23 protein-coding genes are annotated in these 25,775 nt (G+C 60.4%); 4 read left to right on the top strand and 19 right to left on the bottom strand.

Annotation, left to right across the window (positions count from 1 at the left end):
- Window positions 1-32 precede the first annotated feature (32 nt).
- The 12 genes from PPTH39_RS13955 to PPTH39_RS13900 all read right to left on the bottom strand — a co-directional run bounded on the left by PPTH39_RS13955 (window position 33) and on the right by PPTH39_RS13900 (window position 10,523).
- Window positions 33-995 (bottom strand): type II secretion system F family protein, encoded by a 963-nt coding sequence (locus PPTH39_RS13955; protein ID WP_095001733.1) that lies wholly within the window; start codon window positions 993-995, stop codon window positions 33-35.
- Between the two features lie 24 nt (window positions 996-1,019).
- Window positions 1,020-2,006, bottom strand: a complete 987-nt coding sequence (locus PPTH39_RS13950) for a type II secretion system F family protein (RefSeq protein WP_095001734.1) — start codon at window positions 2,004-2,006, stop codon at window positions 1,020-1,022.
- Window positions 2,003-3,442, bottom strand: coding sequence for a CpaF family protein (locus PPTH39_RS13945; protein WP_095001735.1), 1,440 nt, complete (start codon window positions 3,440-3,442; stop codon window positions 2,003-2,005). The genes PPTH39_RS13950 and PPTH39_RS13945 overlap by 4 nt, the downstream gene beginning before the upstream one ends.
- Before the next feature lie 3 nt (window positions 3,443-3,445).
- A complete protein-coding gene (locus PPTH39_RS13940; RefSeq protein WP_095001736.1) occupies window positions 3,446-4,663 on the bottom strand; it encodes an AAA family ATPase in 1,218 nt (405 codons plus the stop codon).
- Window positions 4,657-5,160 carry a TadE/TadG family type IV pilus assembly protein gene (locus tag PPTH39_RS13935; RefSeq protein ID WP_095001737.1) on the bottom strand — a complete coding sequence of 168 codons (504 nt, stop codon included), beginning with the start codon at window positions 5,158-5,160 and terminating at the stop codon, window positions 4,657-4,659. The genes PPTH39_RS13940 and PPTH39_RS13935 overlap by 7 nt, the downstream gene beginning before the upstream one ends.
- Window positions 5,160-5,630 (bottom strand): TadE/TadG family type IV pilus assembly protein, encoded by a 471-nt coding sequence (locus PPTH39_RS13930; RefSeq protein ID WP_095001738.1) that lies wholly within the window; start codon window positions 5,628-5,630, stop codon window positions 5,160-5,162. The genes PPTH39_RS13935 and PPTH39_RS13930 overlap by 1 nt, the downstream gene beginning before the upstream one ends.
- Window positions 5,631-5,638: 8 nt before the next feature.
- Window positions 5,639-6,979 (bottom strand): TadE/TadG family type IV pilus assembly protein, encoded by a 1,341-nt coding sequence (locus PPTH39_RS13925; RefSeq protein WP_232527648.1) that lies wholly within the window; start codon window positions 6,977-6,979, stop codon window positions 5,639-5,641.
- Between the two features lie 40 nt (window positions 6,980-7,019).
- Window positions 7,020-7,826 carry a Flp pilus assembly protein CpaB gene (gene cpaB / locus PPTH39_RS13920; protein WP_095020918.1) on the bottom strand — a complete coding sequence of 269 codons (807 nt, stop codon included), beginning with the start codon at window positions 7,824-7,826 and terminating at the stop codon, window positions 7,020-7,022.
- Between the two features lie 12 nt (window positions 7,827-7,838).
- Window positions 7,839-9,161: an AAA family ATPase gene (locus PPTH39_RS13915; RefSeq protein ID WP_095001741.1), complete on the bottom strand. Its 1,323-nt coding sequence runs from the start codon at window positions 9,159-9,161 to the stop codon at window positions 7,839-7,841.
- 14 nt (window positions 9,162-9,175) lie between these two features.
- Entirely contained in the window at window positions 9,176-9,694 is a 519-nt protein-coding gene (locus tag PPTH39_RS13910; protein ID WP_095001742.1) for an A24 family peptidase, read from the bottom strand.
- Between the two features lie 28 nt (window positions 9,695-9,722).
- Window positions 9,723-9,914, bottom strand: coding sequence for a Flp family type IVb pilin (locus PPTH39_RS13905; RefSeq protein ID WP_016782274.1), 192 nt, complete (start codon window positions 9,912-9,914; stop codon window positions 9,723-9,725).
- A 417-nt stretch (window positions 9,915-10,331) separates the two neighbouring features.
- On the bottom strand, window positions 10,332-10,523 hold the full coding sequence (locus PPTH39_RS13900; RefSeq protein ID WP_095001743.1) for a Flp family type IVb pilin: 192 nt from the start codon (window positions 10,521-10,523) through the stop codon (window positions 10,332-10,334).
- A 241-nt stretch (window positions 10,524-10,764) separates the two neighbouring features.
- Between PPTH39_RS13900 and PPTH39_RS13895 the strand changes: the two genes are divergently transcribed.
- Complete coding sequence (locus PPTH39_RS13895) at window positions 10,765-11,625, top strand: helix-turn-helix domain-containing protein (protein ID WP_095001744.1); 861 nt, start codon at window positions 10,765-10,767, stop codon at window positions 11,623-11,625.
- 5 nt (window positions 11,626-11,630) lie between these two features.
- Here the strand turns inward: PPTH39_RS13895 and PPTH39_RS13890 are convergent, their stop codons facing one another.
- The 4 genes from PPTH39_RS13890 to PPTH39_RS13875 are packed head-to-tail and all read right to left on the bottom strand — an operon-like array spanning window position 11,631 to window position 19,127.
- Window positions 11,631-13,382 carry a tannase/feruloyl esterase family alpha/beta hydrolase gene (locus tag PPTH39_RS13890; protein ID WP_130872101.1) on the bottom strand — a complete coding sequence of 584 codons (1,752 nt, stop codon included), beginning with the start codon at window positions 13,380-13,382 and terminating at the stop codon, window positions 11,631-11,633.
- A gap of 41 nt (window positions 13,383-13,423) precedes the next feature.
- Window positions 13,424-14,797 carry an efflux transporter outer membrane subunit gene (locus PPTH39_RS13885; protein ID WP_130872100.1) on the bottom strand — a complete coding sequence of 458 codons (1,374 nt, stop codon included), beginning with the start codon at window positions 14,795-14,797 and terminating at the stop codon, window positions 13,424-13,426.
- On the bottom strand, window positions 14,794-17,928 hold the full coding sequence (locus PPTH39_RS13880; protein WP_130872099.1) for an efflux RND transporter permease subunit: 3,135 nt from the start codon (window positions 17,926-17,928) through the stop codon (window positions 14,794-14,796). Before PPTH39_RS13880 ends, PPTH39_RS13885 begins: the two co-directional genes overlap by 4 nt.
- Before the next feature lie 2 nt (window positions 17,929-17,930).
- Window positions 17,931-19,127: an efflux RND transporter periplasmic adaptor subunit gene (locus tag PPTH39_RS13875; protein ID WP_130872098.1), complete on the bottom strand. Its 1,197-nt coding sequence runs from the start codon at window positions 19,125-19,127 to the stop codon at window positions 17,931-17,933.
- Between the two features lie 138 nt (window positions 19,128-19,265).
- On the opposite strand from PPTH39_RS13875, the gene PPTH39_RS13870 reads away from it, so the two are divergent.
- Window positions 19,266-20,651 carry an ATP-binding protein gene (locus PPTH39_RS13870; protein ID WP_095032093.1) on the top strand — a complete coding sequence of 462 codons (1,386 nt, stop codon included), beginning with the start codon at window positions 19,266-19,268 and terminating at the stop codon, window positions 20,649-20,651.
- 3 nt (window positions 20,652-20,654) lie between these two features.
- Window positions 20,655-21,320, top strand: coding sequence for a response regulator (locus tag PPTH39_RS13865; protein WP_130872097.1), 666 nt, complete (start codon window positions 20,655-20,657; stop codon window positions 21,318-21,320).
- Between the two features lie 32 nt (window positions 21,321-21,352).
- On the opposite strand, the gene PPTH39_RS23535 is transcribed toward PPTH39_RS13865, so the two are convergent.
- From PPTH39_RS23535 to PPTH39_RS13855, 3 genes are all read right to left on the bottom strand, one after another.
- Entirely contained in the window at window positions 21,353-21,496 is a 144-nt protein-coding gene (locus PPTH39_RS23535; protein WP_165446521.1) for a hypothetical protein, read from the bottom strand.
- 263 nt (window positions 21,497-21,759) lie between these two features.
- Window positions 21,760-23,079, bottom strand: coding sequence for an LLM class flavin-dependent oxidoreductase (locus PPTH39_RS13860; protein ID WP_095019284.1), 1,320 nt, complete (start codon window positions 23,077-23,079; stop codon window positions 21,760-21,762).
- Window positions 23,080-23,096: 17 nt separating this feature from the next.
- The gene (locus tag PPTH39_RS13855) at window positions 23,097-24,020 is read right to left on the bottom strand and encodes an ABC transporter substrate-binding protein (RefSeq protein ID WP_095019283.1); all 924 of its coding nucleotides are present in this window, start codon (window positions 24,018-24,020) and stop codon (window positions 23,097-23,099) included.
- A gap of 313 nt (window positions 24,021-24,333) precedes the next feature.
- On the opposite strand from PPTH39_RS13855, the gene PPTH39_RS13850 reads away from it, so the two are divergent.
- Window positions 24,334-25,572, top strand: a complete 1,239-nt coding sequence (locus PPTH39_RS13850) for an acyl-CoA dehydrogenase family protein (RefSeq protein WP_130872096.1) — start codon at window positions 24,334-24,336, stop codon at window positions 25,570-25,572.
- The last annotated feature ends 203 nt before the right edge of the window (window positions 25,573-25,775 follow it).

Raw genomic sequence — 25,775 nt, 5'->3', positions numbered from 1 at the left:
AGACCACAGCAACACGCATTCGTCCTGTGCACTCAAATCTTGCCGAACACCTTGAACACACTGATGATCGCAGGCCCGATGGCCACCAGGAAAAAGCTCGGCCACAGGCAGAAGATCAGTGGAAACACCAGCTTGGTACCGACTTTGGCGGCCTTTTCTTCAGCCAACTGGGTGCGCCGATCGCGAAACTCTTCAGCATAAATCCGCAGGGTCGTACCCACACTGGTACCAAAGCGAATGCTTTGTGCCAGCAAGCTCACCAGCCCGCGAATATCTTCCAGCCCGGTACGCTCGGCCAGGTGCTTGAGCGCCTCAGTACTGGGCACCCCGGCACGCACCTCGGCGTTGACCAGCGCCAGTTCCATGGCCAGGTCAGGCTGGCTGACGGCCATTTCCTCGGCCACCCGTTCAATAGCCTGGGGCAAGGCCAGGCCCGATTCCACACACACCACCATAAGGTCGAGGGCATCCGGGAAGGCAATGAGCAACCGCGACATGCGCGACTTCTTGCGTGAGCTGACATAGATCGCCGGTATCAACCAGCCCACCCCGAGCGCTACTGCCAGGATGCCGCCCCCCAGCAGCAGCGACATGTTGGGAATAAACGGCAATGCCAGAAGCGCAATACCCATCAGCAGCAGTGGCAGCAGCAGACGAATCGCCCAGTACACCTGCACCGCAGACGGCGAGCGATAACCGGCATGGATCAGCAGGGTCCGGGTGGCCGATGCCCCCCGGGTCTCACCGGAGCTGAAACGCTGCCCGACCTGCTCCAGCATCATTTGCAGATTGCTCGGCGGCGCCCGGTGGTCGACACCATGCCCGCGCTTGATCAACATCAAGCGCCGCTGTACCGGGCTTTGCAGGCCCTTGACCAGCACCGCCAGGGTGACCACCACCAACACCACACTCAGGCCGATAAGCCCGGCAAACAGCATGCGGGTCAGTTGCTCGTTACCCACCATCCGGTTGATCAGTTCGAGTAAATAGTTCATGTCACCCTCCAGGGCGAGCCGTGTTCAAACCTGAATCCGGATGATTTTGCGAATCCAGAAAATCCCGATGATCATGGCCACAAAAGCCCCCATGATCAGCTTCTGGCCCATGGGCTCCTTGAACAGCAGGGGCATATAAGTCGGGCTGGAAATCAGGATGGCCAACGCCAGCACAAAGGGCATCGACACCAGAATCCAGCCGGACATCCGCCCTTCAGCCGAGAGCGTCTTGACCTTGCGATGGAAGCGAAAGCGCCCGCGGATCAGGCTGCTCAAGCGGGTCAACACCTCGGTCAGGTTGCCGCCGGTTTCGCGGTGGATCAGCACCGTGGTCACCAGCATCATCACCGTCATGCTGGGCACCCGTTCCAGCAGGCCGAGCATGGCCCGGCGCACATCATTGCCATAGTTGATATCGGCAAAGGCCAGGCCGAACTCGTAAGCCACCGGCCCGTGATGCTCTTCGGCAACCAGTTGCAGGGTTTCGTTAAACGGATGCCCGGCGCGCAAAGCCCGGCACATGGCATCCAGCGCATCGGGCAAACCCTCTTCAAACTGGGCAAAACGCTTGATGCGATCGTGGGAAATCTTCCAGATGGGTAGCCAGAAGCAGACAAACGCCGCCGGCAACGCCACCCACCACAGCTGCAACAACGACCACAGCACCAGCCCCACCGCCGTAGCCAGCACCAGCCCCAGCAGCAACACGCGGTAGGCCCTGTATTCATGGCCGGCCTGCTCGATCATCTGCGCCAGGGTTTCCATCATCGGCAACTGCTCAAGGCGGGCCTCAAGGGGTGGCAGACGCCGCAGGTATTTCTGGCGCAGGATCGACTGCATATTGGGCAGGTTACTCGCCCGCTCCAGCAGGTTCAGGCGCCCGCGAATGCGCTTGCGCACCTGGTTGGCCTCACCGAACACCGGAATGGTCAAACCCTGACTGAGCAGGAACATGGCAGTGAACACCATGCCCAGGAACGCCAGGATAAATTCGCCAGGAACCTGATTCATGACTGCCCCTCCATCCATTCCGGCCGGAACAGGCTGAGCGGCAGCTCAATACCCCGTTTGGCCAGCACATCACGAAATGCCGGCACCATGCCGGTTGAGCGGAACTCGCCCAGCACTTCCCCTTTTTCGCCCATGCCGCTGCGTACAAAGGCGAAGATCTCGGTCATGGTAATGATGTCGCCTTCCATGCCGTTGATTTCCTGCACGCTGACCAGGCGCCGGGTACCATCCTCCTGACGCTCCAGCTGGATGACCACGCCGATGGCCGAGGCAATTTGCTGACGCATGGCCTTGATCGGAAAGGTGGCGCCGCTCATCGACACCATGTTTTCGATCCGCCCCAGCGCGTCGCGGGCCGTATTGGCGTGAATAGTGGTCAGCGACCCGTCGTGGCCGGTGTTCATGGCCGTCAACATATCCAGCGCCTCGGCGCCACGCACCTCACCGATCACGATCCGGTCAGGGCGCATACGCAGGCTGTTGCGCACCAGTTCACGCTGACCCACCTCGCCACGCCCCTCGATATTCGAGGGCCGGGTTTCCAGGCGCACCACATGGGGCTGCTGCAATTGCAGCTCGGCGGAGTCTTCAATGGTGACGATGCGCTCGTTGTGCGGGATAAAGCTGGAGAGCACATTGAGCATGGTGGTCTTGCCGCTGCCGGTGCCGCCGGAGATCAGCACATTGAGCCGCCCGCGCACGATGGCCTTGAGCATCAGGGCAATGGCCGGGGTCAGGGTGCCCATCTGCACCAGGCTCTGGGTATTGAGCAGGTCTACGGCGAAGCGGCGGATCGACATGCTCGGCCCGTCGATGGCCAGCGGCGGGATGATCGCGTTGACCCGCGAGCCGTCCTTGAGCCGTGCATCCACCAGGGGCGAGGACTCATCGATACGCCGCCCGAGGCTGGAGACAATACGGTCGATGATATTGAGCAGATGATGATCGTCGCGAAAGCGCACATCGGTTCTCTGCAATTTACCGAAGCGCTCGACGTACACCGAGTCAAAACCATTGACCAGAATGTCCGATACGCTGCTGTCACCCAGCAGCGGCTCCAGCGGCCCGAGGCCCAGCACCTCGTCGGTAATCTGCTTGATGATCAACTGACGGCTGCTGGCACTGACCGGTGCCGAGTATTCATCCAGCAGGCGCTGACTGATCTCGCGAATCTGGCGCCCTGCATCGGCCAGCTCCAGGGTGTCGAGCAAGGACAGGTCCATGACCTTGAGCAACTGCTGGTAAATCTTCTCCCGCCACTCGGCCTCCATGGAGCTGAGCTTGGTGCGGGTTTCATACACCACATCCGGCACGCTGGCTTCCCAGGCCATCAATACACTGGTGCAATCGGCGCCCTCGACAGGCAGTGCCACCACTTCTGCGGAGGCCAGCTTGCCGGCTTGCTGACGCAGACGATTACGAAAGTCGCTGAGCATGGCTTATCCTCCGAACAGACGGCTGAAAGTACGTTTGAGCAAACCTGCTTCAGTGGCCTCGATGCCGATCAGGCTCTGGCTCAGCTCACGCAGGCTCAAGGTGATGCTGGCACGGGGAGCATGCAGCTCCAGGGGCACCCCGGTATTCTGGCTTTCACTGACCACCGCATAGTCATTGGGCAACTTTTGCAGTTCCGCGCAGCGCAATGCTTCGCTGATGTCCTTGGGTTTAAAGGGCGACGCCTTGTCAAAGCGGTTAAGCACCACATGCAGACGATTGCCCTGCACGCCCAGGTCGTCGCGCAGAATGCGCACCAGGCGGTTGGCGTCCTGCAGATGGCTCAAGCTTTGCTGCAGCACGATATAGACCCGGTCCGACTGTTCCAGGGTGATGCCGGTGAGGTGATCAATATGCCGCGGCAAATCCACCACGACCCAGTCATAGGTGCTGCGCGCCAGTTTCAGCAAACTGTCCAGTTGCTCCAGACGAATTTCCTGCGACAGGCACAGCTCATCGGTGCGGCCGCCCAGCACATGCAGACTGGGGCTGAAATGACTGCAGAAACCCCGCAGCGCCACGCTGTCCAGGGTATCGATCTGTTGCAGCACATCGGTATGGCTGTGGGTGGGCAACACATCCAGACTGTGAGCCAGGCTGCCGAATTGCAGGTCCAGATCCAGCAGCAGGGTTCTGCCGCCCTGCACACTTAATTGATGAGCCAGATTGCAAGCCAGCATCGAGGCACCCGAACCGCCCTTGGCATTCATCACCGACACCAGTTTGCCCTTGCTCCCATACTCGCTGTGCTGCTCCAGCTGCATGCGCTCCAGCGCCGACTGCAAGTCCTCGGCCGACACTGGCTCCGGCAAAAAGTCACGGGCCCCGGCCTGCATGGCCATACGCATGCCTTCATGCTCATCCAGCGACCCGCACACCAGCAGTGGCGGACGCTCCTTGAGCGGATGCTGCAACAACGCCGCCAGTTCCTCGCGCCATAAATGACTGACGCGCAACAGCAGAAAATCAGGCTGCTGTTCCAGGCCGTAGAGCGGGTCAGTGTGGCCATTGCTCACCAGCCGCGTACTCACCTGCAAGTGGGCTATGCCCTGGCTCAAGGCCTTGAGATGATTCAAGGCCGCGGCATCACGACCGCTGATCAACAGGCGCATTCCCTGGCGGTCTGATGACGTAGCCGCCGTCACTTCTCGGACACTTAACATGGCGTAATCCCCGGTGTAACCGCCGGATCAGGCTGGCGACCAAGACTCTCACGAGGCACGGTCGACCTGAACGTGGGCAGAATGAAGACCCCCCTGAAGCCGGGGATCAACAGATTGAAACTGAAGTTGGTCACCTGCAGTTGCACATAACGAATGGCGGCAAAACCGCCGGCCCCCACCAGATCATTGGGGCTGGAGACCACTGCACCGTTGGCGTCCAGATAGATCAGGTTCAGATTGGCACTGGTCAGGCTGGCGATCAGGCTGCTTGGCCCGGCATTGCCCGCCGTGTTGAACATGGCACGACGCAGGATGACCGGGTCCTGGATATTGCACACCGCTGCCAGCCGCGCGCCGCGACGCACCGACTCGCTCAGCACATTGACGGTGAAGTACAGCCGGCCCATTTCCAGTGCGCCAAACAGCAGGGTGAAGAGCACCAGAGCGGTGATGGCGAACTCGACGATATACACGCCACCCATGCGTTTGCGGTTCATCACAAGGCCCTCATTACGACCGTTGAAGTCAACAGCAGGCCCAGTGGCACGCTGCTGCCATACAGCGCAGGAATGGCGCTGCCGAGCGCCGGGACAAAGGTGTAGGCAATGCTGACCCGTACATGGTTGGTGCCCACCGCACTCACCGTGACATCACCGGTGGTCAGGCCTGGTGCCGCCGCCGGGTAACCGTTGGGGTTGGCCGGCAGGCCATAAACGGCAACGTTCTTGGTCTTGGTGACCAGCGCCGCGTTCAGGTCCAGCGTGCCCAGGGTGGCGTTCCACGCCTGGCTGGCCACATAACGCCCGGCATCACGGCTGGCCTGCTGCAGGCTGTTGTACTGGAACAGCATGCGGCCGAACTCGGCGAAGGCCAGCATCAGCAACACCAGCAGCGGCAGGGTCAGCGCCAGTTCGACCATCGCCAGGCCCCGCTGGGCGCGGGACGACCTGAATCCACAGCGTCTCATGAGACCTCCTAGGAGTCGGTGCTCGGCGTCTGGTTGTTGTCGATATAGGTTTTGTACAGCTGGATCACCTGTGGCCCGGCGTTGGCCGCAGGGTTGGGACCCGGTACGTTGTCGCCTTCGCACACGCTGACGAACTGGCCGAAGATTTGCGCTTCATTACCCTGCTGAGCGGCTGGCTGCATCACGAAATAGCAGCCAAAGCCCAGCACCGGAATCGCCGAGGCTCCGTCGTTCTTGCCCGAGCAATCGCCGATCACGATTTTCAGGATCCGTCGTTCAAATACACCATTGCCCTGGCAACCGGCGCCGCCGCCCACACAAGCTGCCTCGTCCTGCTTCCAGTTGTTGTAGTCGTACAGGGCACCGCTGCTGGTGGACAGGTTGCCGCTGCTGGACGTGACCGTATTGCCGTCATACAGAATCGGCGCAGGCGACCCGGCGTAGGTAAATGACTTGGGATTGACGGTAACCACCAGGTCCGGCGGATAGTCAGAAGCACTGAGGCCACCCTTGTATTCGTTAAAGCGCGTATTGAGGCCCTGGGAAGCCGGGCCCACGGTGTTGCCCGGCTTGGTCTGGGCAGTTGCACCGACGATATTGCACTGGTCGATCCCCCCCGCCAACGCTTCCCTGACCGTCTTGCCGCCCGAACCGAAATCCAGCAGCTGAAAATTGCCCGGACCGATGGGCGAATTGTTGTTGGCGGCAGTTTTCAGTACCTGCAGATCACCGAACGTGAAACCCCAGAACATCCCCGCAGCCGGATTGTTCTGCGCAGGGTTGCCGCACACCAGCAGCGGCGTCAGATCACAGGGGCCGCTGCTCGGGCTGGGCCCGGCAGTGGCCACCGCCGCGACGGCCTTGCCGGTGGCGTTACCGTTGTCCAGCGCCTGGAATACGCCCCAGAAAAAACTGCTCAGGGGATAGTTGTTCACCGTGACCCGAACAAAGGTCGCATTGGTCGGCCCCGGGAAAGAAAACGGCCCGTAGACACTGGTGGCCAGTTCCACCGAGGCAAAGCCTGACGGGTTGGCCGTGATGGCCCTGCCCAATTCCTCGTTGCCCGTCGCATTGGCATTGAGGCTCAGGGTATTGAGGGCCGCTGTTTGCGTCAGGCTGGCCGAGCCGGTCGCCCCCACTACCATGCTGAGCGTCTTGGCCCCGCTCAACGCCGCCGCATCCACGGCGTTTTGCAACCGGGTCTTGTTCAGCAGCATATGGCTGCCGTCCAGGGCCAGGGCGCCCATCAACAGGAGCGAAGCCATGGCAATCACCACCAGGACCAGCATGGCGCCGCGCTGTTGCCGGGGAAGCGCGGTGTGGGGCTGTTGGATACGCGCGTTCATGATGGTTCACCTTGATAGTGTTGCGCTGCCGCTGCCCGACCCTCTACATCGCTTTTTCTACCGTGGCCGCGACACCGCGGATGACAATCACGCCACCGTCATTGGCCGGTGCACGACGGCGAGCCACCGGCTTGGCCATCACGGTCGGCAGTACCGGCGCCGCCATGGCAACGGGCTCAGCCGCAATGGGTGTCTTGTTGTTATCCAGAGGGTTGCGCAAGGCCAGTTGCACCTTGCCAGCGCTCATGCCCTTGACCAGCACTTCGGCCTGGGCGGGGGTCATCTCCAGGGTTACCGCACGCACCACCACCGGTTGGGTCTTGTCAGTGCTGGCGGTCTGGTCAACAGCCAGTACCCGCAGGTCCTGGAGAATGGTCTTCGACTCGGCATTACCTTCGCTACCAACCTGCCGGGTTGCCAGCACGTCGACCCGATTACCCGGCAGCAGGAAGCCGCCGACGCCAACCACGTCATCCACCCGCACCGAGATGGCCCGTTTGCTGGGTTCGATCAGCGAGGCCAGGGTGCTGCCACCCATATGCTCGGCCAACCGTGCCCCCCGCAGAATGTCGCCGCGCAGCAGGGAGAAGGTGGCGATCTTGCCGACCACTTTTTCAGTGGTGTCGAAGGCGTCTTCGGGGGCTGCATCCCTGGGCATGCGCACCACCGTCACTTGCTGGGGCTCGATCATCTGCCCGAAAGCGATTTCCACCGTGGCAATCACCACGTTTTGCTGGTTATCGTCAGGGCTGGTGTTCAGCCGTGCCGTGAGCCAGTTATTGGCCATCCATGTAGCCCCCAGCCCGAGGATCACGGACAGGACAATCAAAGTCAGCGTGCGCGAGTTCATGACGGTAACTCCTTAGCCAAGAAAATCGAGTTGGACGAAATAGTTGCGCCACGCCCACTCAAGCTCCTGAGTAGTCAGTGGCCCCGCCCCCTCCAGATAACGCTGGCGATCGCACGCCATATTCAACAGATCCCGGGGATGACATGGCACCAGGGGCATGTTTTCGGCGCCATACAGGTCGTGCAGCACGAAACTGAGCAACAGCGGGTCATAGGGGATACCCAGGCGCTGCGTCTCTTGAATCCAGATGCGTTCGTATTCGCCAGGCTTGAGGTAGCCAAATTGCAGCTTGTAGCCAATGCGCCGCAAAAATGCTTCGTCAGCCAGCTCCAGCGGATTGAGGTTGGTGGAGAACACCAGGATCAGGTCAAACGGCAGTTCGCAGTGGCGCCCGCCCCCCAGGTTGAGGAAGTCTCGCCTCTCTTCCATGGGCACAATCCAGCGGTTCAACAACTCGCCCGGGGTCATGCGCTGACGCCCCAGATCGTCGATGATCAGCAGGCCGTTACTGGCCTTGAGTTGCAACGGTGCCTGGTACTGACGGGCATAAGGGTCATAACGCACATCCAGTTGTTCCATCGTCAACTCACCACCGGTGATCACGATCGGCCGTTCGCAGCACAGCAAGCGGCGGTCTATGCCCTCGTTGAGCATCAAGCCGTTTTGATGTTCGTCATCGCCCAGGCGCTTGTGTACCTGAGGGTCAAAGATCTCGATCACCGATTCATTGATGGCGATGGCATGAGGCACCCAGATCGCTTCGGCAAACAAGCGGATCAGCCGACTGCTGACATAGGTCTTGCCGGTACCCGCAGGCCCGTAAATCATGATGGCGCGCCCGGAATTCAAGGCAACACCCAGTTGATCGAGCATGCTTTGCGCCAGCACCATCGAACCGAAACAGTGGTGCATGTCATGGGCGCTGATACGCCCGTGGTGAATGGTCTGCAACTTCAGCAGCGAGCGGTAGGCACTCACCGGGTAAGGCGCTGCACCTATGTAGCCACTGCGGGCCAGGGCATCGCGGGCACTGTTGCGGCCGCGCTCGGTCAAGCCGTAGCGCATGGCCTGCCCCCCTGCCTGGCCCAGTACTTCGACGCGACGGTCCTTGCGCAGGAACGTGAGGATTTCTTCCATTACCGCACCGGTAAGCGCCAGTCGCGCCACCAGCTGCACCATGTCCAGCACACCCGCATCGTATAAATGCTTGCACACCAGATCACCGAGAAAATTGTCTGCCAATCCGGTTTCAAGGATGGTCCGTGGTTGTGGAGCCAGTAGTTGTACCGCTTCGCGCTCATCGAGAGAAACACGGTTGCTGCTGATGGCGTACATGGTGTTCTCCTGAACTAGTGGCCCAAGGTCAGCCAAAAGACGCTGGCCAAGGTGCCGAGCAAAACGGCGACCGAATAAGGGAAAGGTTTGCCGGCCACTTCAGCAGCGTGGGGGGGGAAGTAGGCGCGTGCCCTGAGCATCAACCAGTAGCGGCCCAGGGTTTGCAGGGCCTGGCCCTGCACCAGGACGATCAATAACCCGCATACCCCACCTGCAATCAGGCTGAAAAACGCAGCCCAGAGGGCGTCATGGGGGGTTAAAAATGCGCCGGCCATGGCCATTAGCTTGACGTCTCCGGCGGCCATCCCGCCAACGGCGTACATGGGCAGGAAAATTCCGAAACCGATCAGCATGCCCAGCAGTGAATGCCCCAACCCGATAAAGCCTGCGGCCCAGGTCTGGCCGACCAGGCCCAGTACCAGCCCCAGCAAAACAAGAAGGTTGGGAATGCGGTGACTGCGAAGATCGCTCACCACCGCAACTCCCAGCAGCCCTAAAAGCAATACGACAGGAGCAATCAGTAACTCGCTCATGGCTGCACCCTCAACAGGAGACATCGTGTTAGCAGACAGTGCCCTTGACAGCACATCCCAGACTGGTGATTGCTGTTTTCACATTGCCGCCCAGGGTGATAAACGCGGCGACAGCGCCCAGAGTTATCAGCCCGCCTGCCACTGCATATTCCACAATGGTCAGGCCATCTTCGTCGTTGATAAACTTCACTACGGAAGTCTTGATTGATTGCAGGCTCATTTCGTCCACCTCACTCAATGTTTGATATCAAGAAGCAGGGCTATTTGCGCTGCTTGATTGGATCTTAGCCAGAGGGTTATTTGAGGGTTAGGAGATTTTTGCTGACTGCTAGGACTTTATTGACATTACCCAGAAACAGTTAAACCCCACCTATTCAAGAGCAGGTAACTGCCACTAACAGACTCTTTATATGCAATCCGTACTACAACTAATCAGGCACAAAAAAACCGGCTTAAGGGTGCTGGGCTAGAGGGGACGTATAGCGCAACAGACTAAGCCGGGGGTTTCATAGCAGGATTTAATCTTCACAACCTCACAGCAACAGCGATACTTATGTACGGGTTGGTATCATTGGCGCTGCAAACCGGCAGCCAGCAACTGCAAAGGAGCCATGCCCCAGTGATCATTGCCCGTGCATCAGCAGGTAGTACCCTTGACCGCACACCCCAGGCTGGTAATGGCGTCCTTGACGTTGCCACCCAGGGTGACGAATGCCGCAACCGCCCCCAGGGTTATCAAGCCACCGGCCACGGCGTATTCAACAATGGTCAGGCCGTTCTCATCCTTAATAAAGGCCTGGACGGAAGTTTTAATGGTTTGCAAGTTCATTTTGTTCACCTCACTCGAGTGGCTTGCCCAAAGCGATTACTAAATGCACCGCCTGATTGAAGGCTAGCCATCGGTGGAAGGAGCGGTTAGGAGTTTATTGTCGAACAGCAGGATTTTTTTGCACTAATTAGATAGGCAAACACCCTGATCGGATCCAATTAAAAACCAACTTGAAAGTGCGCGTACATATTGATTCGACCTATCAACCCGACAGCGCTCTGCACAAGAAAGGATTAGGTGAATGAAATCTGAAGCTGTCAAACAACCTCATCTCCTATGGTTCGACCTTACCCGCAATCAATCCACTGAAGCCCTCATGCTGCCCTTTCGTTCCGCCTGCCACTGCCTGCTGGACACCCCCCGGGCCTGGGCCAACAAACACCGCGAACCGGTGCCAGACATGATCTGCATGCATTTTGACTGCCCCGACCTGGCGGGGCTCAGCCTGTTGCAGGAAATCAAACTCAAGTCGCCCTCTATCCCGATCACCATGTTTACCGTGCAGCACTCCGAAGAGCTTGCGATCTGGGCCATGCGTTCGCGAGTCTGGGAATACGTGGTGCTGCCCTTGAGTGCGGCCGAGATCAACCGTTACCTCAACGCCCTTGAGCAACTGTGTACATTGAGAAGCGCCGCCGGGAACAACAAGGCATTGCCGATCGAACATGGTCCTGCTCTGCCCGACAGCATCCGCCTGACCACCGACCATCAAAAGCACAACGCACTGCACAATGTGCTGCAGTACATCGATCAGCATTACTGCGAAAGCATTGACCAGAAAGACCTGGCCAAGCGCTGCGGGATGACCACCTTTCGCTTTAGCCGCCTGTTCAAGGAAGTCTACGGGCTGGGCTTTATGGACTACATACTGGGCAAGCGCATGGACAGCGCCAAGGACCTGCTCGACAACAGCCAGATGCCCATTACCAGTATCGGCTATGAAGTCGGCTTCAAGGACCCCTCCTACTTCGCCCGCGCATTCAAGCAATACGCGGGCAGTACCCCCAGCGAGTATCGCCAGGCGCGACGCAGTGATGTGCCATTATCGGATGAAATCCTCACCCAGGTCATCCAGAGCCTGGCGCGCAGTGCCGAGGGCTGAAGACCTCAGCGTTGCAGCGGTGCATAGGGCGTGAAAAAGTCCGAGCCCAGCCACTGCGGGGTTTTTTCATCCACCGCGTTTGGGCTGCGCACATAACTGTCGGCCGATTTAACATCGCCCTTGCCGTCATACACCGCCACATCCGGGTACGGAAACACCAGGCGTGTACGCCCGTCGTTGGCAGGGTCCTGGGCGACAGACCGGGGCGCCATCATTGACGGTTTTTGGTCCGCAGCAGCCCGGCCCGGAAGATTGGTCGGTGCGCCAAACTCGCTGGCAGCGGCCTGTTTGCTGCTGGCCTGCAAGGTCACAATGGCAGCGGGGGCCTGACCCTTTTCGACCCATGACATCATGGGTGTCAGCAGGTCCAGCAGGCTCGGGCCTTCACCGCCACCACAGTGGTAAACCCCTGGCAGCAGGTAAAGCCGCTCGAAGGACTCGGCCTTCGACTTGCCCATCTGCACCTGCACCGCCTGGTGGTAGGCGATGGTGTTCAGGGGCGAGATATGCTGATCGGCCCAACCGTGCCACAGGATCAGCTTGCCGCCGCGGTCTGCGAATGCCGACAGATCCGGGTTGGTGGCGTCATACAGTGGGTGCAGGGCGCGCAATTGATCCAGGGTGCTGCGATCAAACTTCACGTCCGCCAGGCTGTAATCTGCTCCCGGATTGCGCTCGAAGGCCAGATTGCGCAAGACATCCAGGGCCATCTTTTCACTGTTGATCGGCTGATCGACGCTGTCCGGCACAAACACCCCGGCCCAGGCCAGTTCGGAACCCGGCTGTGGCCCGGCAATGGTCAGGCGTTCACCGGTAGCCGGGTCACGCGGGCCGTCATAAAGGCTTCGGGCCGCATCCACCTCCCTGGCGCTCAGACAGTCCGATGTGTCCGTCGCAGAGGCCTTGCACTGCACGGTTGCTGGATCAAAGCGGCAGGCTCGCGGGTCGCTGATCAGACCATCGACCTGCCCGTCCAGCGCGTCGCACTGCTGCAGCACAGCCTGGTGCAGGATCGGCAGGCGCGAGGCGACAAGAATCGCCTTGCCCTCCCCGTCCTGATTGGCGCGGGCCTGCCAGGCATGATAAATCGAATTCTGCACCAGAAAATTCAATGCCGGCGCCCCGGCAATGATGCCGTTGAAATCGTCGGGATAGCGCTGGGCTTCGATCAGGGCTTCGCGCCCGCCATCGGAGCAGCCGGTAAAATAAGCGTACGCAGGTTGCTGGCCGTAATAGGCGCCAATCAGTTGCTTGGCGGCCAATGCCGTCAGGTGGACGCCGCGATGGGCGAAATCAGCACGTTTTTGTGCATCGTTGCCCCAACTGTTGTCCATGCCCTCGTGACCCATATCGGTTGCTGCCAGCACAAAGCCGCCGCTGTTCAGGGGGGCACAGCCTTCGGCCGCGCCCACCTGCAATGAAATCCGCCCGCACAGGCCGCCGCAACCCACTTGCAGATAACGCTGGGTCCAGGTGTGGGTTGGCAGCATGACCTTGAAACCGATGCTCGGCGCCAGCGTGCCTTGCACTTCACAGGCGGTAACCCCATTGCTGGTGGTTTCGCTGGCCGACACCACCTGGCTGCCCTTGCCGCCGATTGCCTGCAGATCAACCCGGGTCAGGGCCGCGCAGCTGATGGCGGGTTTGACCACGGGCAGCGCGGCGATGGGCGTTTCGGCATGGGCCAGGTTCGGCAGTTGCAGGAGAAGCACTGTGCTGCCGAGAAATAGCCGGCGCAGGGTTTGGAGGGCGATCATGACAGCTCCTTTTCAATGAAAAATCCGGGGTAAACCTGCGCTCAGTTCCAGCCACCGCCCAGCACTTTGTATAACGTCACGCGGTTGCTTTGTTCGGCCAGTCGCAGGGTGATCAGGTCTTGTTCGGCGCTGTACAGCGAACGCTGGGAAACCAGTGCTTCAAGAAAGCTTTGCGAACCACTGCGGTACAGTGCATCCGACAACTCGTAGCTTTTGCGACTGGCCTCGGTCAGCGCTTGCTGGGCGCTCAGGCGCTGGTCCAGGGTGCTGCGCACCGCCAGTGCATCGGCCACTTCCTTGAACGCAGTCTGCAAGGTCAGCTGGTAGGTCTGCGCCTGTATCTCGCGCTCCACTTTGGCTGAGTCCAGCGTAGCCCGATTACTGCCGGCGTCGAAGATCGGCAGGCTGATACTCGGCGCAAAGCTCCACGCGCCGCTGCCGGCCTTGAACAGGCTCGACAGGCTGGTGCTGGCTGACCCGGCACCGGCGGTCAGGGTGATGCTGGGGAAGAACGCCGCCCGCGCCGCGCCAATGTCGATGTTGGCGGACATCAAGGTATGTTCAGCGGCCAGTACGTCCGGGCGACGCTGCAACAAGGTGGACGGCAACTCGGCTGGCACTTGCACCAGCATCGCCGCCGATTCCAGGCTGTCGCCCGGCAGCAGGCTGGCCGGGATGTCGCTGCCCACCAGCAGACGCAACGCATTCTGATCTTGCAGCACCTGACTGGCGTATTCGGCCACATCGACCCGCGCCGATTCCACGGTGGTTTGCGCCTCAGAGACTGCCAGCCCCGATGAACCACCCAAACCATGGCTGCGCTGGGTCAGTTCGTAGGTGGACTGCTGGCTGGTCAGCGTCTCTTGTGCCAATTTCAGGCGCTCGTTGTCCGCCGCCAACGTCAGCCACGCGGTGCCCACTTCGGCGACCATGCTGATCTGAGTGCTGCGCCGGGTTTCGGTCAGCGCCAGATAGGATTGCAGCGCTTCGTCCTGAAGGTTTTTGACTCGCCCGAACACGTCCACTTCGTAGCTGCTCAACCCCAGTTCGGCACTGTAGCTGTGGCTGGTGCTGCTGTTGGCCCGACTGGAACTGCCACTGACGCTGGCGTCGATCCCCGGAAACGAGGCGGCACGCTGAATACGGTATTGCGCCTGCGCTTTTTCGATATTCAGGCTGGCCACCCGCAGGTCGCGGTTATTGGCCAAGGCCAGGGTCTGCAACTGCGCCAGACGCGGATCGGTGAAAAACTGCTGCCATTGAATGTCCGCCGCCACCTGCCCTTTGGGCGTAGCGGTGCCCGGCAGCCATTGTTCGGCCACCGGGGCTTGCGGGCGCTCGTACTCAGGCGCCAGATTGATGCAGCCGCCCAGCAGTGCGAAAACGGCCAGCAGCGGCCAACGAAAGCGACTCATGCTTCACCTGTACGGTCAGTGGTGGGGGTCGACACGCGGCTGAAACGGCGGCGAATCAACACGAAGAACAGCGGCACAAAGAAGATCCCCAGCACCGTGGCGCTGAACATGCCGCCCAGCACGCCGGTGCCGATGGCTTGACGCCCGGCCGAACCTGCACCGGAACTCATGGCCAGCGGCAACACGCCAAACATAAAGGCCAGCGAGGTCATCAAAATCGGCCGCAGACGTTGCCGTACCGCGATCAGCGTGGCGTCGATCAAACTGTTGCCCTGCTCTTGCAGATGCTTGGCGAACTCGACGATCAGAATGGCGTTTTTCGCCGCCAGCCCCACGGTGGTCAACAGCCCCACCTGAAAGTACACGTCATTGCTCAAGCCGCTGAAGCGAGTGGCGAGCACCGCGCCCACCACGCCCAATGGCACCACCAGCATCACCGAAAACGGCACCGACCAGCTCTCGTACAGCGCCGCCAGGCACAGGAACACAAACAGCACCGAAATCGCATACAGCAACGGCGCTTGCGAGCCGGACAGGCGCAGTTGATAGGACTGCCCCGTCCATTCGTAGCTGATGCCTTCAGGCAGTTGCTTGATGATCGACTCCACAGCGTCCATCGCCACCCCGGAACTCACGCCCGGTGCCGGATCACCCACCACTTCCAGCGACGAACTGCCGTTGTAGCGCTCCAGCAGCGGCGAACCCGAGGTCCATGAGCTGCTGGCGAACGAGGAGAACGGCACCATTTCGTCATTGCTGTTGCGCACAAACCAGTGATCAAGGTCGTCAGCCTGCATCCGCGACGACGCCTGCCCCTGCACATAGACCTTTTTCACCCGGCCCTGATTGAGGAAGTCATTGACGTAACTGCCGCCCAACGCCGTGGATAACGTGGTGTTGATATCGCTGGTGGTCAGGCTCAGCGCCCCGGCTTTGCGGTCATCAATCGTCACCTTGAGCTGCGGCGTGTCGTCCAGACCGTTGCTGCGTACGCCTTGCAGGCGCGGGTCCTGTCTGGCCAGCTCGATCAGTTGCTCACGCGCCGCCACCAGCGCTTCATGGCCCAGCCCGGCGACGTCCTTGAGTTGCAAATCAAACCCCGAGCTTTGCCCCAATCCGCGCACGGCTGGCGGCTGCATGACAAACACATCGGCATCGCCGATGCTCGACAGCGCCTGCGTGGCGCGCTGCGCGATCGACGCTGAATCCTGCCCGGCGCCGGTGCGCTCGCTCCAGTCCTTGAGACGGATAAACGCCCGCGCCGAGTTCTGACTGTTGCCGCCCATACCCATGCCGGAAATACTGATCATGGCCTCGACTTCCGGCTGTTGCAGAATGTAGCTCTCGAACTGTTTGAGCACCGCCTGGGTGCGGTCATCGGTGGCGCCTACCGGCAATTGCATCTGCGCCATGAGGATGCCCTGATCTTCATCGGGCAGGAACGAGGTGGGCAGTTTGGTGTAACCCACCGCCATCGCGGCAACTACCAACACGTACACTATCAGGCTGCGGCCACTGCGTTGCAAAATCTTGCCGACTACCCGTTGATACGCCTGGGCGCCGCGCTCAAAGGTACGGTTGAACCAGCCGAAGAATCCGCTCTGCGGGCCGTGGCCCTTACCGTCAACCGGCTTGAGCAAGGTCGCACACAGGGCCGGGGTCAAGGTCATGGCCACCAGCACCGAGAGCACCATCGCCGACACAATCGTCACCGAAAACTGGCGGTAGATAATCCCGGTCGAACCGCTGAAAAACGCCATAGGAATAAACACCGCGCTCAGCACCAGAGCGATGCCGATCAAGGCGCTGGTGATTTCATCCATCGACTGGCGCGTCGCTTCCAGCGGCGACAAACCCTTCTCGCTCATCACCCGCTCGACGTTTTCCACCACCACAATGGCGTCATCCACTAGCAAGCCAATGGCCAATACCATGGCAAACATGGTCAGGGTGTTGATCGAGTAACCAAACATCGCCAGCACGCCAAAGGTGCCCAGCAGCACCACCGGCACGGTGATGGCGGGGATCAGCGTGGCGCGAAAATTCTGCAGGAACAGGAACATGATCAGCACCACCAGCACGATGGCCTCGCCCAGGGACTTGACCACTTCTTCGATGGACAGGCTGACAAACGGCGTGGTGTCGTAGGCGATCACGTTTTTGAGCTGCATTTCGCTCGGGTAGTACGGTTCCAGTTCGGCGAGCTTGGCCTTGACCGCCTCACCGACTTCCAGCGCATTGGCGCCGGTGGCCAGTTGCACGCCCATGGCGGCGGACGGTTTGCCATTAAGGGCCGAGTTGACGTCATAGCTGTCACTGCCCAGCTCCACCGTGGCCACTTCGCCGAGCAACACCACGGCACCGGCGCTGTTGGACTTGACCACCACATTGCGAAATTCTTCGGCGGTTTGCAGCTTGCTGCGCGCGGTGATGGTGGCATTGAGTTGCTGGCTGGCCACGGCGGGCAAGGCGCCCAATTGCCCGGCCGACACTTCGGTGTTTTGCGCCTCCAGGGCGGTGGTCACGTCAGAAGGCATAAGGGAATATTTTTGCAGCAGCGCCGGGTCCAGCCAGATGCGCATGGCGTAGCCCGAGCCCATGGCTTTGACTTCACCGACGCCGTCGATGCGGCTGATGGAGTCGAGCAAGGTGCTGGAGATGTAATCGCCAATCTGCGTGCCGGTCACGCTCGGGTTATCCGAGGCCAGCGCGGCAATCATCAAGAAATCCGAGCCGCCCTTGGTCACGGTCAGGCCTTCGCTCTGCACCGAGCTGGGCAGGCGCGATTCCACTTGCTGGAGCTTGTTTTGCACCTGCATCTGCGCCACGTCGGGATCCGTGCCGGCCTCAAAGGTGAGGTTGATACTGGCGCTGCCCGCCGAACTGCTGGAGGCCGACATATAGGTCAGCTTGTCGATACCGGTCATTTGCTGCTCGATCACCTGTGTCACCGAGTCCTCGACCGTTTTGGCCGATGCGCCGGTGTAGGTGGCGGCGATTTTCACGGTGGGCGGTGCAATGTCCGGGTACTGTTCAAGGGGCAATTGGGTGATCGACAGCGCGCCCGCGAGCATGATCACAATGGCAATCACCCAGGCAAAAATCGGCCGATCAATAAAGAAACGCGCCATGCTCAACCCTCCTTGGCAATTGCAGTGGGTGCGGCACGGGTTGGCAGCGCACGGGTTTCGCTGTTTTGTGCCAATACCTCGTTGCCCACCCGGACTTTCTGCCCGCCCTCGACAATCACCTGATCACCGGCATTCAACCCGGAGGTGACCCACCATTGATTGCCCTCGGCACGGTCAATGGTCAGCACGCGCTGTTCGACCTTGCCCTCGACCACCACCAGCACCGAGGTCACGCCGCTGGCGCTGCGGGTGACGGCTTTTTGCGGGATCAAAATCGCCCTGTCGTCGGTGGCCTGATCCAGCACGGCGCGTACATACATACCCGGCAATAACAGGTGATCGGGGTTGGGGAAGACAGCGCGCAGGGTCACGGTGCCGGTGCCTTCAGTGACGGTGACGCCACTGAACTTGAGGCTGCCGGCGTGGTTGTAGGTGCTGCCGTCATCGAGTTTGAGCAACACCGGGGTTTCGCCCTGGCCATTGTTTTGCAGGGTGCCGCTGGCCAGGTCGCGTTTCAGGCGCAGCAACTCGCTGGTCGACTGGGTGACGTCGACATAGATCGGGTCCAGTTGCTGCACGGTGGTCAGCGCAGTGTCCTGGCTGGCCACCACCAAGGCGCCGGGGGTCACGGTGGAGGTTTCGATGCGGCCACTGAGCGGCGAACTGATGCGCGTGTAAGCCAGATTGATGCGCGCGGTTTCGACGTCGGCCAAGGCCACTTGCAGGTCGGCCTCGGCCGTTTGCAGGCTGACCTGCGCGTCTTCATTATCTTGCTGGCTGATGGCGTCTATTTTCGCCAGTTGCGCGTCGCGCCGGGCCGTGGCCTGAGCCGATTTGACGGTGGCGCGGGCCTTGGCGGCGGTGGCCTGCATCTGGGCAAAGGCGGCCTTGTATGGCGCTGCATCAATTTGATACAGCGCCTCGCCGGCCTTGACCTCGGCCCCTTCGACGAACAGGCGCTGCTGCACAATGCCGCTGACCTGAGGACGGATCTGCGCAACCATAAATGCCTGGGTGCGACCGGCCAGCTCGGTGGTCAATGCCTGACGCTGCGGTTGCACAGTGAGCACCGAAACCTTGGGTTTTTCGGCAACGGGCGCGGAATCACCGGCCGAGCATCCGCTCAACACAACGAGAACCAGCAAAGACACAATAACAGCGGCGGTTACCAGGGATTTGGTAAACAGTTTGATCGACATGGCGGCCTCTACAAGACAGTTGGCTGATGTCATGGTGCGAGGCAAATGTGCAGGAAAATTGAAGATTGCCCGCAAGCCTTGAATCTTCCCCGGCGCAGGGCCTAAATGAGCAGGCCATTTCGCCAGTAAGCCGAGCCGATGAAACTGAGTATCTCCACCAAGCTGTTTATCGCCGTCCTGGCCAGCGTGCTGTTCGTGATTCTGAGCATGGGCCTGGCCACCAGCTGGAGTTTCACCCGGGGCTTTCTCGGCTACCTCAATGAACAGGCGCTGGAGCGCATGGAATCCGTGCAGCCGCGTATGGTTAGCGCCTGGCAGCGCGAAGGCAGTTGGGATTTTTTGCGACACAATCCAGAGCGCTGGTTTCAACTTATGCGGCCAGACGCAGGGGATGAACCCAAACGCGGCGACCTTAAAAACCCGTTGCCCTCGGACCTGACCGGCGCGCTGTTTCGTATTGCCCTGCTCGACCAGGATAAAAAGCGCGTCACCGGCTACCCCTCCATCGGCGACGATGCTCTGCTGCGGCCAATTGAAGTCAATGGCAAAACCGTCGGCTGGCTGGCCGTGACCCCGTTCCAGAGCGTGACCGAGGCCGGTGGCGAGCGTTTCCAGCAATACCAGTTGCAAACCAGTCTGGGCATGGGCGTGCTCTCGCTGCTGCTGGCCATGCTGATTGCCTGGTGGATCGCCCGCACCCTGCTCGACCCGGTCAAGCGCGTGGCTGCGGCCACCCACAAACTGGCCACCGGGGAATACAGCAACCGGGTAGCCGTATCGTCCAATGACGAAGTCGGCCAGCTGGCCCGCGACTTCAATCAACTGGCCTACACCCTTGAGCGCAACGAAAAAATGCGCCGTGAATTTATGGCCGATGTCTCCCACGAACTGCGCACGCCGTTGTCGATCCTGCGCGGCGAACTGGAGGCCATCGAGGACGGTGTACGCACCCTCGACCACAGTTCGATGAAGTCACTGCAAGGCGAAGTCGGCATGCTCAGCAAACTGGTGGACGACCTGTATGAGCTGTCACTGGCCGATGTCGGTGCCCTGACCTACCGCAAAAGCCAATGCGACCTCAACGACCTGCTGCAGACCTCGGTGGCCATGTATCAGGAACGCTGCAATGCGGCCGGCCTGCGGGTTGAGCTGCGCCTGCCATCCTGCCCCCTGCTGCTGGAAGCCGATGCCAAGCGCCTGCAACAGCTGTTTGGCAACCTGCTGGAAAACGCCGTGCGCTACACCGATGCCGGCGGCATGCTGCTGATCAGCGCCTCCATTGAAGATGAGCACATACTGGTCAGCTTTATGGACTCCGGCCCCGGCGTAGACCCGCAGCAACTGCCGCGGCTGTTCGAGCGCTTCTACCGCGGTGAAGCTTCGCGCAATCGCGCCAGTGGCGGCGCCGGCCTGGGACTGGCGATCTGTCACAGCATCGTACTGGCCCATGGCGGCAGCCTCACGGCCGACCACTCACCCCTGGGCGGCCTCTGGCTCAGCCTGCGCTTGCCACGCAAGGTGTAAAGCATGGACACGATTCTGATCGTTGAAGATGAGCCTAAACTGGCCGCATTGATGCATGACTACCTGACCCTCGCCGGTTACGCCGTGCATTGCCTGGACAACGGCCTGGACGTGGTGCCGTGGGTACGCAGCCATGCGCCACGGCTAATCCTGCTGGACCTGATGCTGCCCGGTAGCGACGGCCTGGAAATCTGCAAGGAGCTGCGGGATTTCAGCGCAATCCCGGTCATCATGATCACCGCTCGGGTAGAAGAAGTGGACCGCCTGCTGGGGCTGGATCTGGGCGCTGACGACTATATCTGCAAGCCGTTCAGCCCGCGTGAAGTGGTGGCCCGGGTCAAGGCCATCCTGCGCCGCAGCCCGCAGTTCGAGCAGGTGGCCCGGGCCCGCCTGCAGATCGACGAAGCGCAGTATCGCGCCTCGTTCGATGGCGTGGCGCTGGACCTGACCCCGGTTGAACTGCGCCTGCTCAACACCTTCGCCCGCGCCCCGGGGCGGGTATTTTCCCGTGACCAGTTGCTGGACAAACTCTACTCCGACCATCGCGTGGTCACTGACCGCACGGTGGACAGCCATATCCGCAACCTGCGGCGCAAACTGGCCCAGGCCAGCCCCGGGCAAGACCCGATCCAGTCGTTGTATGGCGTGGGCTACAAGCTGGAATTGTAATGCCAGCGCCCACAATAGAGCGACTCACCCGATCAGCGCTGACCACCGTGCTGACCACCGCCACCATGACCGCCACCACCGCCACCGCCACCTGGCGGCATAAACATCCAGCAGCCTGACAAGGCCGATACCGCCACCGCTACAACCATCGCTTTAACAACAGACTTCAATTTCATGACCGAACGCTCATTTTCAACAGGGACAAAACGCCGCCCTTATACCTGTGCGAGCAAGGCTCGAAGCCAAGATTTACCCAACTTTACAGTCCTTGCACAACTGCCAAGCACCTGTAGCCGCTGTCGAGCGGAGCGAGGCTGCGACGAGCATCGGGTGATTGTCAGCTACCCATTGAATATTCTGTAAAGGAACCGGCCTCAGGGGCTATCGAGCAATCCGTCATTGGCGAGGGGTTCAGGAGTGAACCCTTCGCACTCCGGTTTCAATTGAAACTTTTCAACCCCAGATGCCCACGCAAGGTCGGATGCTCATAGGCGCTGCGCAGGTAACCGCGGCGTTGCAGGATCGGCACCACCGATTCGGTGAACTCGGTGAAAGTGCCGGGCAGGTAGGCAGGCGACACCACATAACCGTCGCAGGCCCCCAACTCCAGCCAGTCGATCAATTGCTGCGCCACGCTCTCTGCGGTCCCCGCCAATTGCGGCACGCGGATACTGGCGGCCATGATCGCACCGTACTCGCCAAGGGTGATGTCACGTTCCAGACGCAGTTTTTGCGCAATCACGTCGGGGGTGGCCGAGTGCCGGGCGATATCCAGCAGGCGGGTGTCCAGCGGGAATTGGGTAAAGTCGAAATTGGACTGGGTCGACAGGGTGATAACCCCCAGTTCAGGGTTGGCCAATGCATTGTGCTCATCGCGCTTTTTGATCGCTTCAGCTTCAGTGCCGCCAATAAATGGCATGACCGCCGTGAGGATTTTGCAGTCATCCGGGTTGCGGCCAATGGCGCGCATTTGCTGGTGGATGTCCTGGCGGAATTCGAGCATGCGCTCTACCCGGCTGTTGATGCTGAAAATCACTTCAGCCCAGCGTGAACCAAACTGGCGACCCCGCCCCGAGGCTCCGGCCTGGATCAGCACCGGCTGGCCCTGTGGCACTCGCGGAATATTGAGCGGGCCTTCGCAGTCGAAGTAGGTGCCGCTGTGCTTGAAGGCATCGATCTTGCTCGGGTCGGCGAGGATGCCGCGCACCTTGTCCAGCACCAGCGCATCCGGCTGCCAGCTGTTCCACAGTTTGAGCACCAGTTCGACAAACTCATCGGCGCGGGCGTAGCGCTGATCGTGGGCCAGGTGCTGGGCATGGCCGAACAGACGCGCTTCGCTGTCGTTCATCGAGGTCACGATATTCCAGGCGCTGCGACCTCTGGAGATATGGTCCAGGGAGGCGATGGCCCGCGCCACATGGGGCGGTTGGTAGTAGGTGGTAGAGCGTGTCAGCCCCAGGCCAATATGCTTGGTGTGACCGGCCAGCAAGCTGAGAATCGGTAGCGGATCGAGCCGCGCCGCATCCTGCGCACCCAACTCGAAGGAACGCGCCCGGGATTGCCCGGCCTGATCGCCGACCGCCAGGCGATCAGCGAAAAACAACAGGTCAAAACAACCCTCTTCCAGGGTCTTGGCGATTTCGATGTAGTAGTCGGGGTCGAGAAAGTGGCTATGGGTTTGCGGGTGACGCCACACCGCGTGGCTATGTACCACGGGGCCCGAAAGCATAAACCCCGCCAGTGCCATTTGCTTGGCCATAAGGTTTTCCTTGGTTGTCAGAGTGCGCGGTCAAACATGGGAGTGACGTCGTACGGCTTTTTCAGCAGTTTGGCGTCGTATAGAAAGTCAGAAGTGGCCTGGGCTTCGCTGACAATGGTGGGCGAGATCGGCAACACGGTAATGGCGTCACGCTTGAACCAGGCCTTGGCGATTTCCGGGGAGGACTGGTTGGCCTTGGACCAGGCGGCAGCGTATTCATCAACATGGCTTTGGCTCCACTCCCGGGCGCGGGTCAGGCGCGCAACAAAGTCCTTGATGATCTCGCCCTTTTGCGCCAGCACCGGCTCATAGGCAACCACATAAGTCGGTGCGCTCATCAGCCCCTTGGCGTTGCGGATCAGGGTGCTGCCTTCTTTTTCCTGCAGCGACACATAGGGTTCCCACGTGCCGAAGGCATCGATATCGCCCTGGCTCAAGGCCATGCTCGCCTCCGCCGGCAACAGGAACTTGTAGTTCACGCTGTCCCGTGGCACGCCTGCTTCGTCAAGGGCCTTGAACATCATCTGCTGACTCCAGGAGCCGTTCCAGATCGCCACGGTCTTGCCTTTGAGATCCGCCACCGAATGGATGCCCGGGCGGGCCACAATGCCGACACCGTTAAGGCTGGTCTGGGTGCTGGCCACGACTTTGACCGGGGCACCGTTGGCCGCCAGGCTGATCACCGGGGTATCGCCTACCACGCCAATATCCAGGGCGCCGCTGGCGACGGCCGAGGCTACCGGCGAACCGGTATTGAAGCGCTTGAAATCGATGGTATAGGGCAAATCTTTAAGCTCACCCGAGAGTTCGAGAACAATGCGGTTGGAGAAGAACTGATCGCCCACCACCAGGGTCTGCGGGGTAGCGGCGCAGGCGGGAGTGCCATGCAGCACCAGAGAGGCCAGACCCAACAGGCCGAGCAATTTTTGACGTGTTGTCATTAAGAATTCCTACAGAGTTAACAGCTGAATCAACCATCTGTAGGCATGCAGTCTGGCTTTGAGAAAAGAGGCTTTTTGAGTCGCCAAGCGTGGCGTTTTTAGAAGCTAGCGCAATAAAGACATAAGCAACCAATACTTTTAAGGCATATCCATAGAACCCTGTCCGGGTATTTGGTTAGCTGTTTTTGGTATTAAGCATTTGACCAATCTAGTATTAGGGTGGCTTCACCAGACCACTGGGCCTAACCGTATTTACTTCACTCATTTCAGCGCCAGCGCGCCTTTGAGCGCAGGCCCGGCAAGGTCAGACTGCATGCCTAATCCACAACTTGATATCTGGGGCAGCGCCCCAAGCGCCCGTTACGAACAACTGGCCGCTCCCTTTCGCCCGCTGTTTGCCCAAATCGGCGCACAAGCCGCCGAAGCTGATGGTTCGCGCAGCCACCTGGGCAAGGTGATCCAGCAACTGAACGCCCTGGGCTTGCCGCGCTGGCGTCTGCCGACCAGCTATGGCGGTCAGGACGCCACGCTGGTTGAGTTGCTCGCCCTGTTGACCGAATTGTCCGCAGCCGACTCCAACATCACCCAGGCCTTGCGCGGGCATTTTGGGTTCTGCGAAGAAGTGCTGGTGTCGAAAAATCTCGACTGGCAGGCCCGCTGGCTGGACACACTCAGCCAGGGCGTTTTGCTGTCGCCGGGCAGTACCGAGGTGGGCACCCAGACCCGTGGCGAATTCGAAACCCGCATCCACCGGGCTGAAGACGGCTCGCTGCGTATCAGCGGGAAAAAGTTCTACACCACCGGCGCCCTTTACAGTGACCTGATCAACACCATCGGCACCGGTGACGATGGCACGTTGTACAGCGTAGTGGTCGATCTCAAGGCCCCCGGCGTGCAAATCATTGATGACTGGAACGGCTTTGGTCAGCGCCTGACGGCCAGCGGTACCTGCATTTTCGACAACGTGCGGGTGAACGATGAACCCCGCGCCACCGACCAGCGTTTTGCCTATGGCCAATCGTTCTTCCAGATCTACCACCTGAGCACCCTGGCCGGCATCGCCCGCCGCGCCGCCTTGAGTGGTGCCGACGAACTGCACAGCCGCTCCAGAACCTTCTCTACGGGCAATGCCGACAGCGCCGCGCAGGACGTGCAATTGCTGCAAGTGATTGGCGAGGTGGCCAGCCAGGCCTATGCGGCACAGGCCATTGCCCGGTACGCGGCGCAGCGCCTGGAAAGCACCGCGCAATACACCATTGCCAGTGAGCAGCCGCTGACCCATGAAGACCCGCAGGTGGCACTGGCCGAACTGGAAGTGTGCCTGGCGGTCAACCCCGTGGTAGACGCCACCCTGGCCGCGACTACGGCGCTGTTCGATGCCCTGGGCGCCAGCGCCACCGCCAGCAACAAGGCGCTGGACCGCCTGTGGCGCAACGCCCGCACCCTGGCCAACCACAACCCCCGGGTCTACAAGTCACGCATTGTCGGCAACTACCTGGTCAACGGCCTGGTGCCCCCTTCGCAGTGGCGGGTGGGGGTGGCCAAGTGCTGATTATTGCGCAGGCGCGGCTTTCAGCTCATTGCCACCCTTAACGGTAATGAGTTGGCCTGCACTCGCCAGATAAAACCCGGGCAACTTGTAAACGCTCATCAAACAACTGTCGTGAAAAACAAATACAGAATGAGCCGCTGGTTTTTCCGACTACAAATCCTCTAACAGTCTGGAAGTTGACGCTTTCAGCCAGCTTGAGCATA

This window comes from Pseudomonas bubulae (assembly GCF_900618535.1).
GTDB lineage: Bacteria > Pseudomonadota > Gammaproteobacteria > Pseudomonadales > Pseudomonadaceae > Aquipseudomonas > Aquipseudomonas bubulae.
The sequence above is the reverse complement of the archived record's forward strand: the minus strand, read 5'-3'. Positions and strand labels throughout refer to the sequence as shown.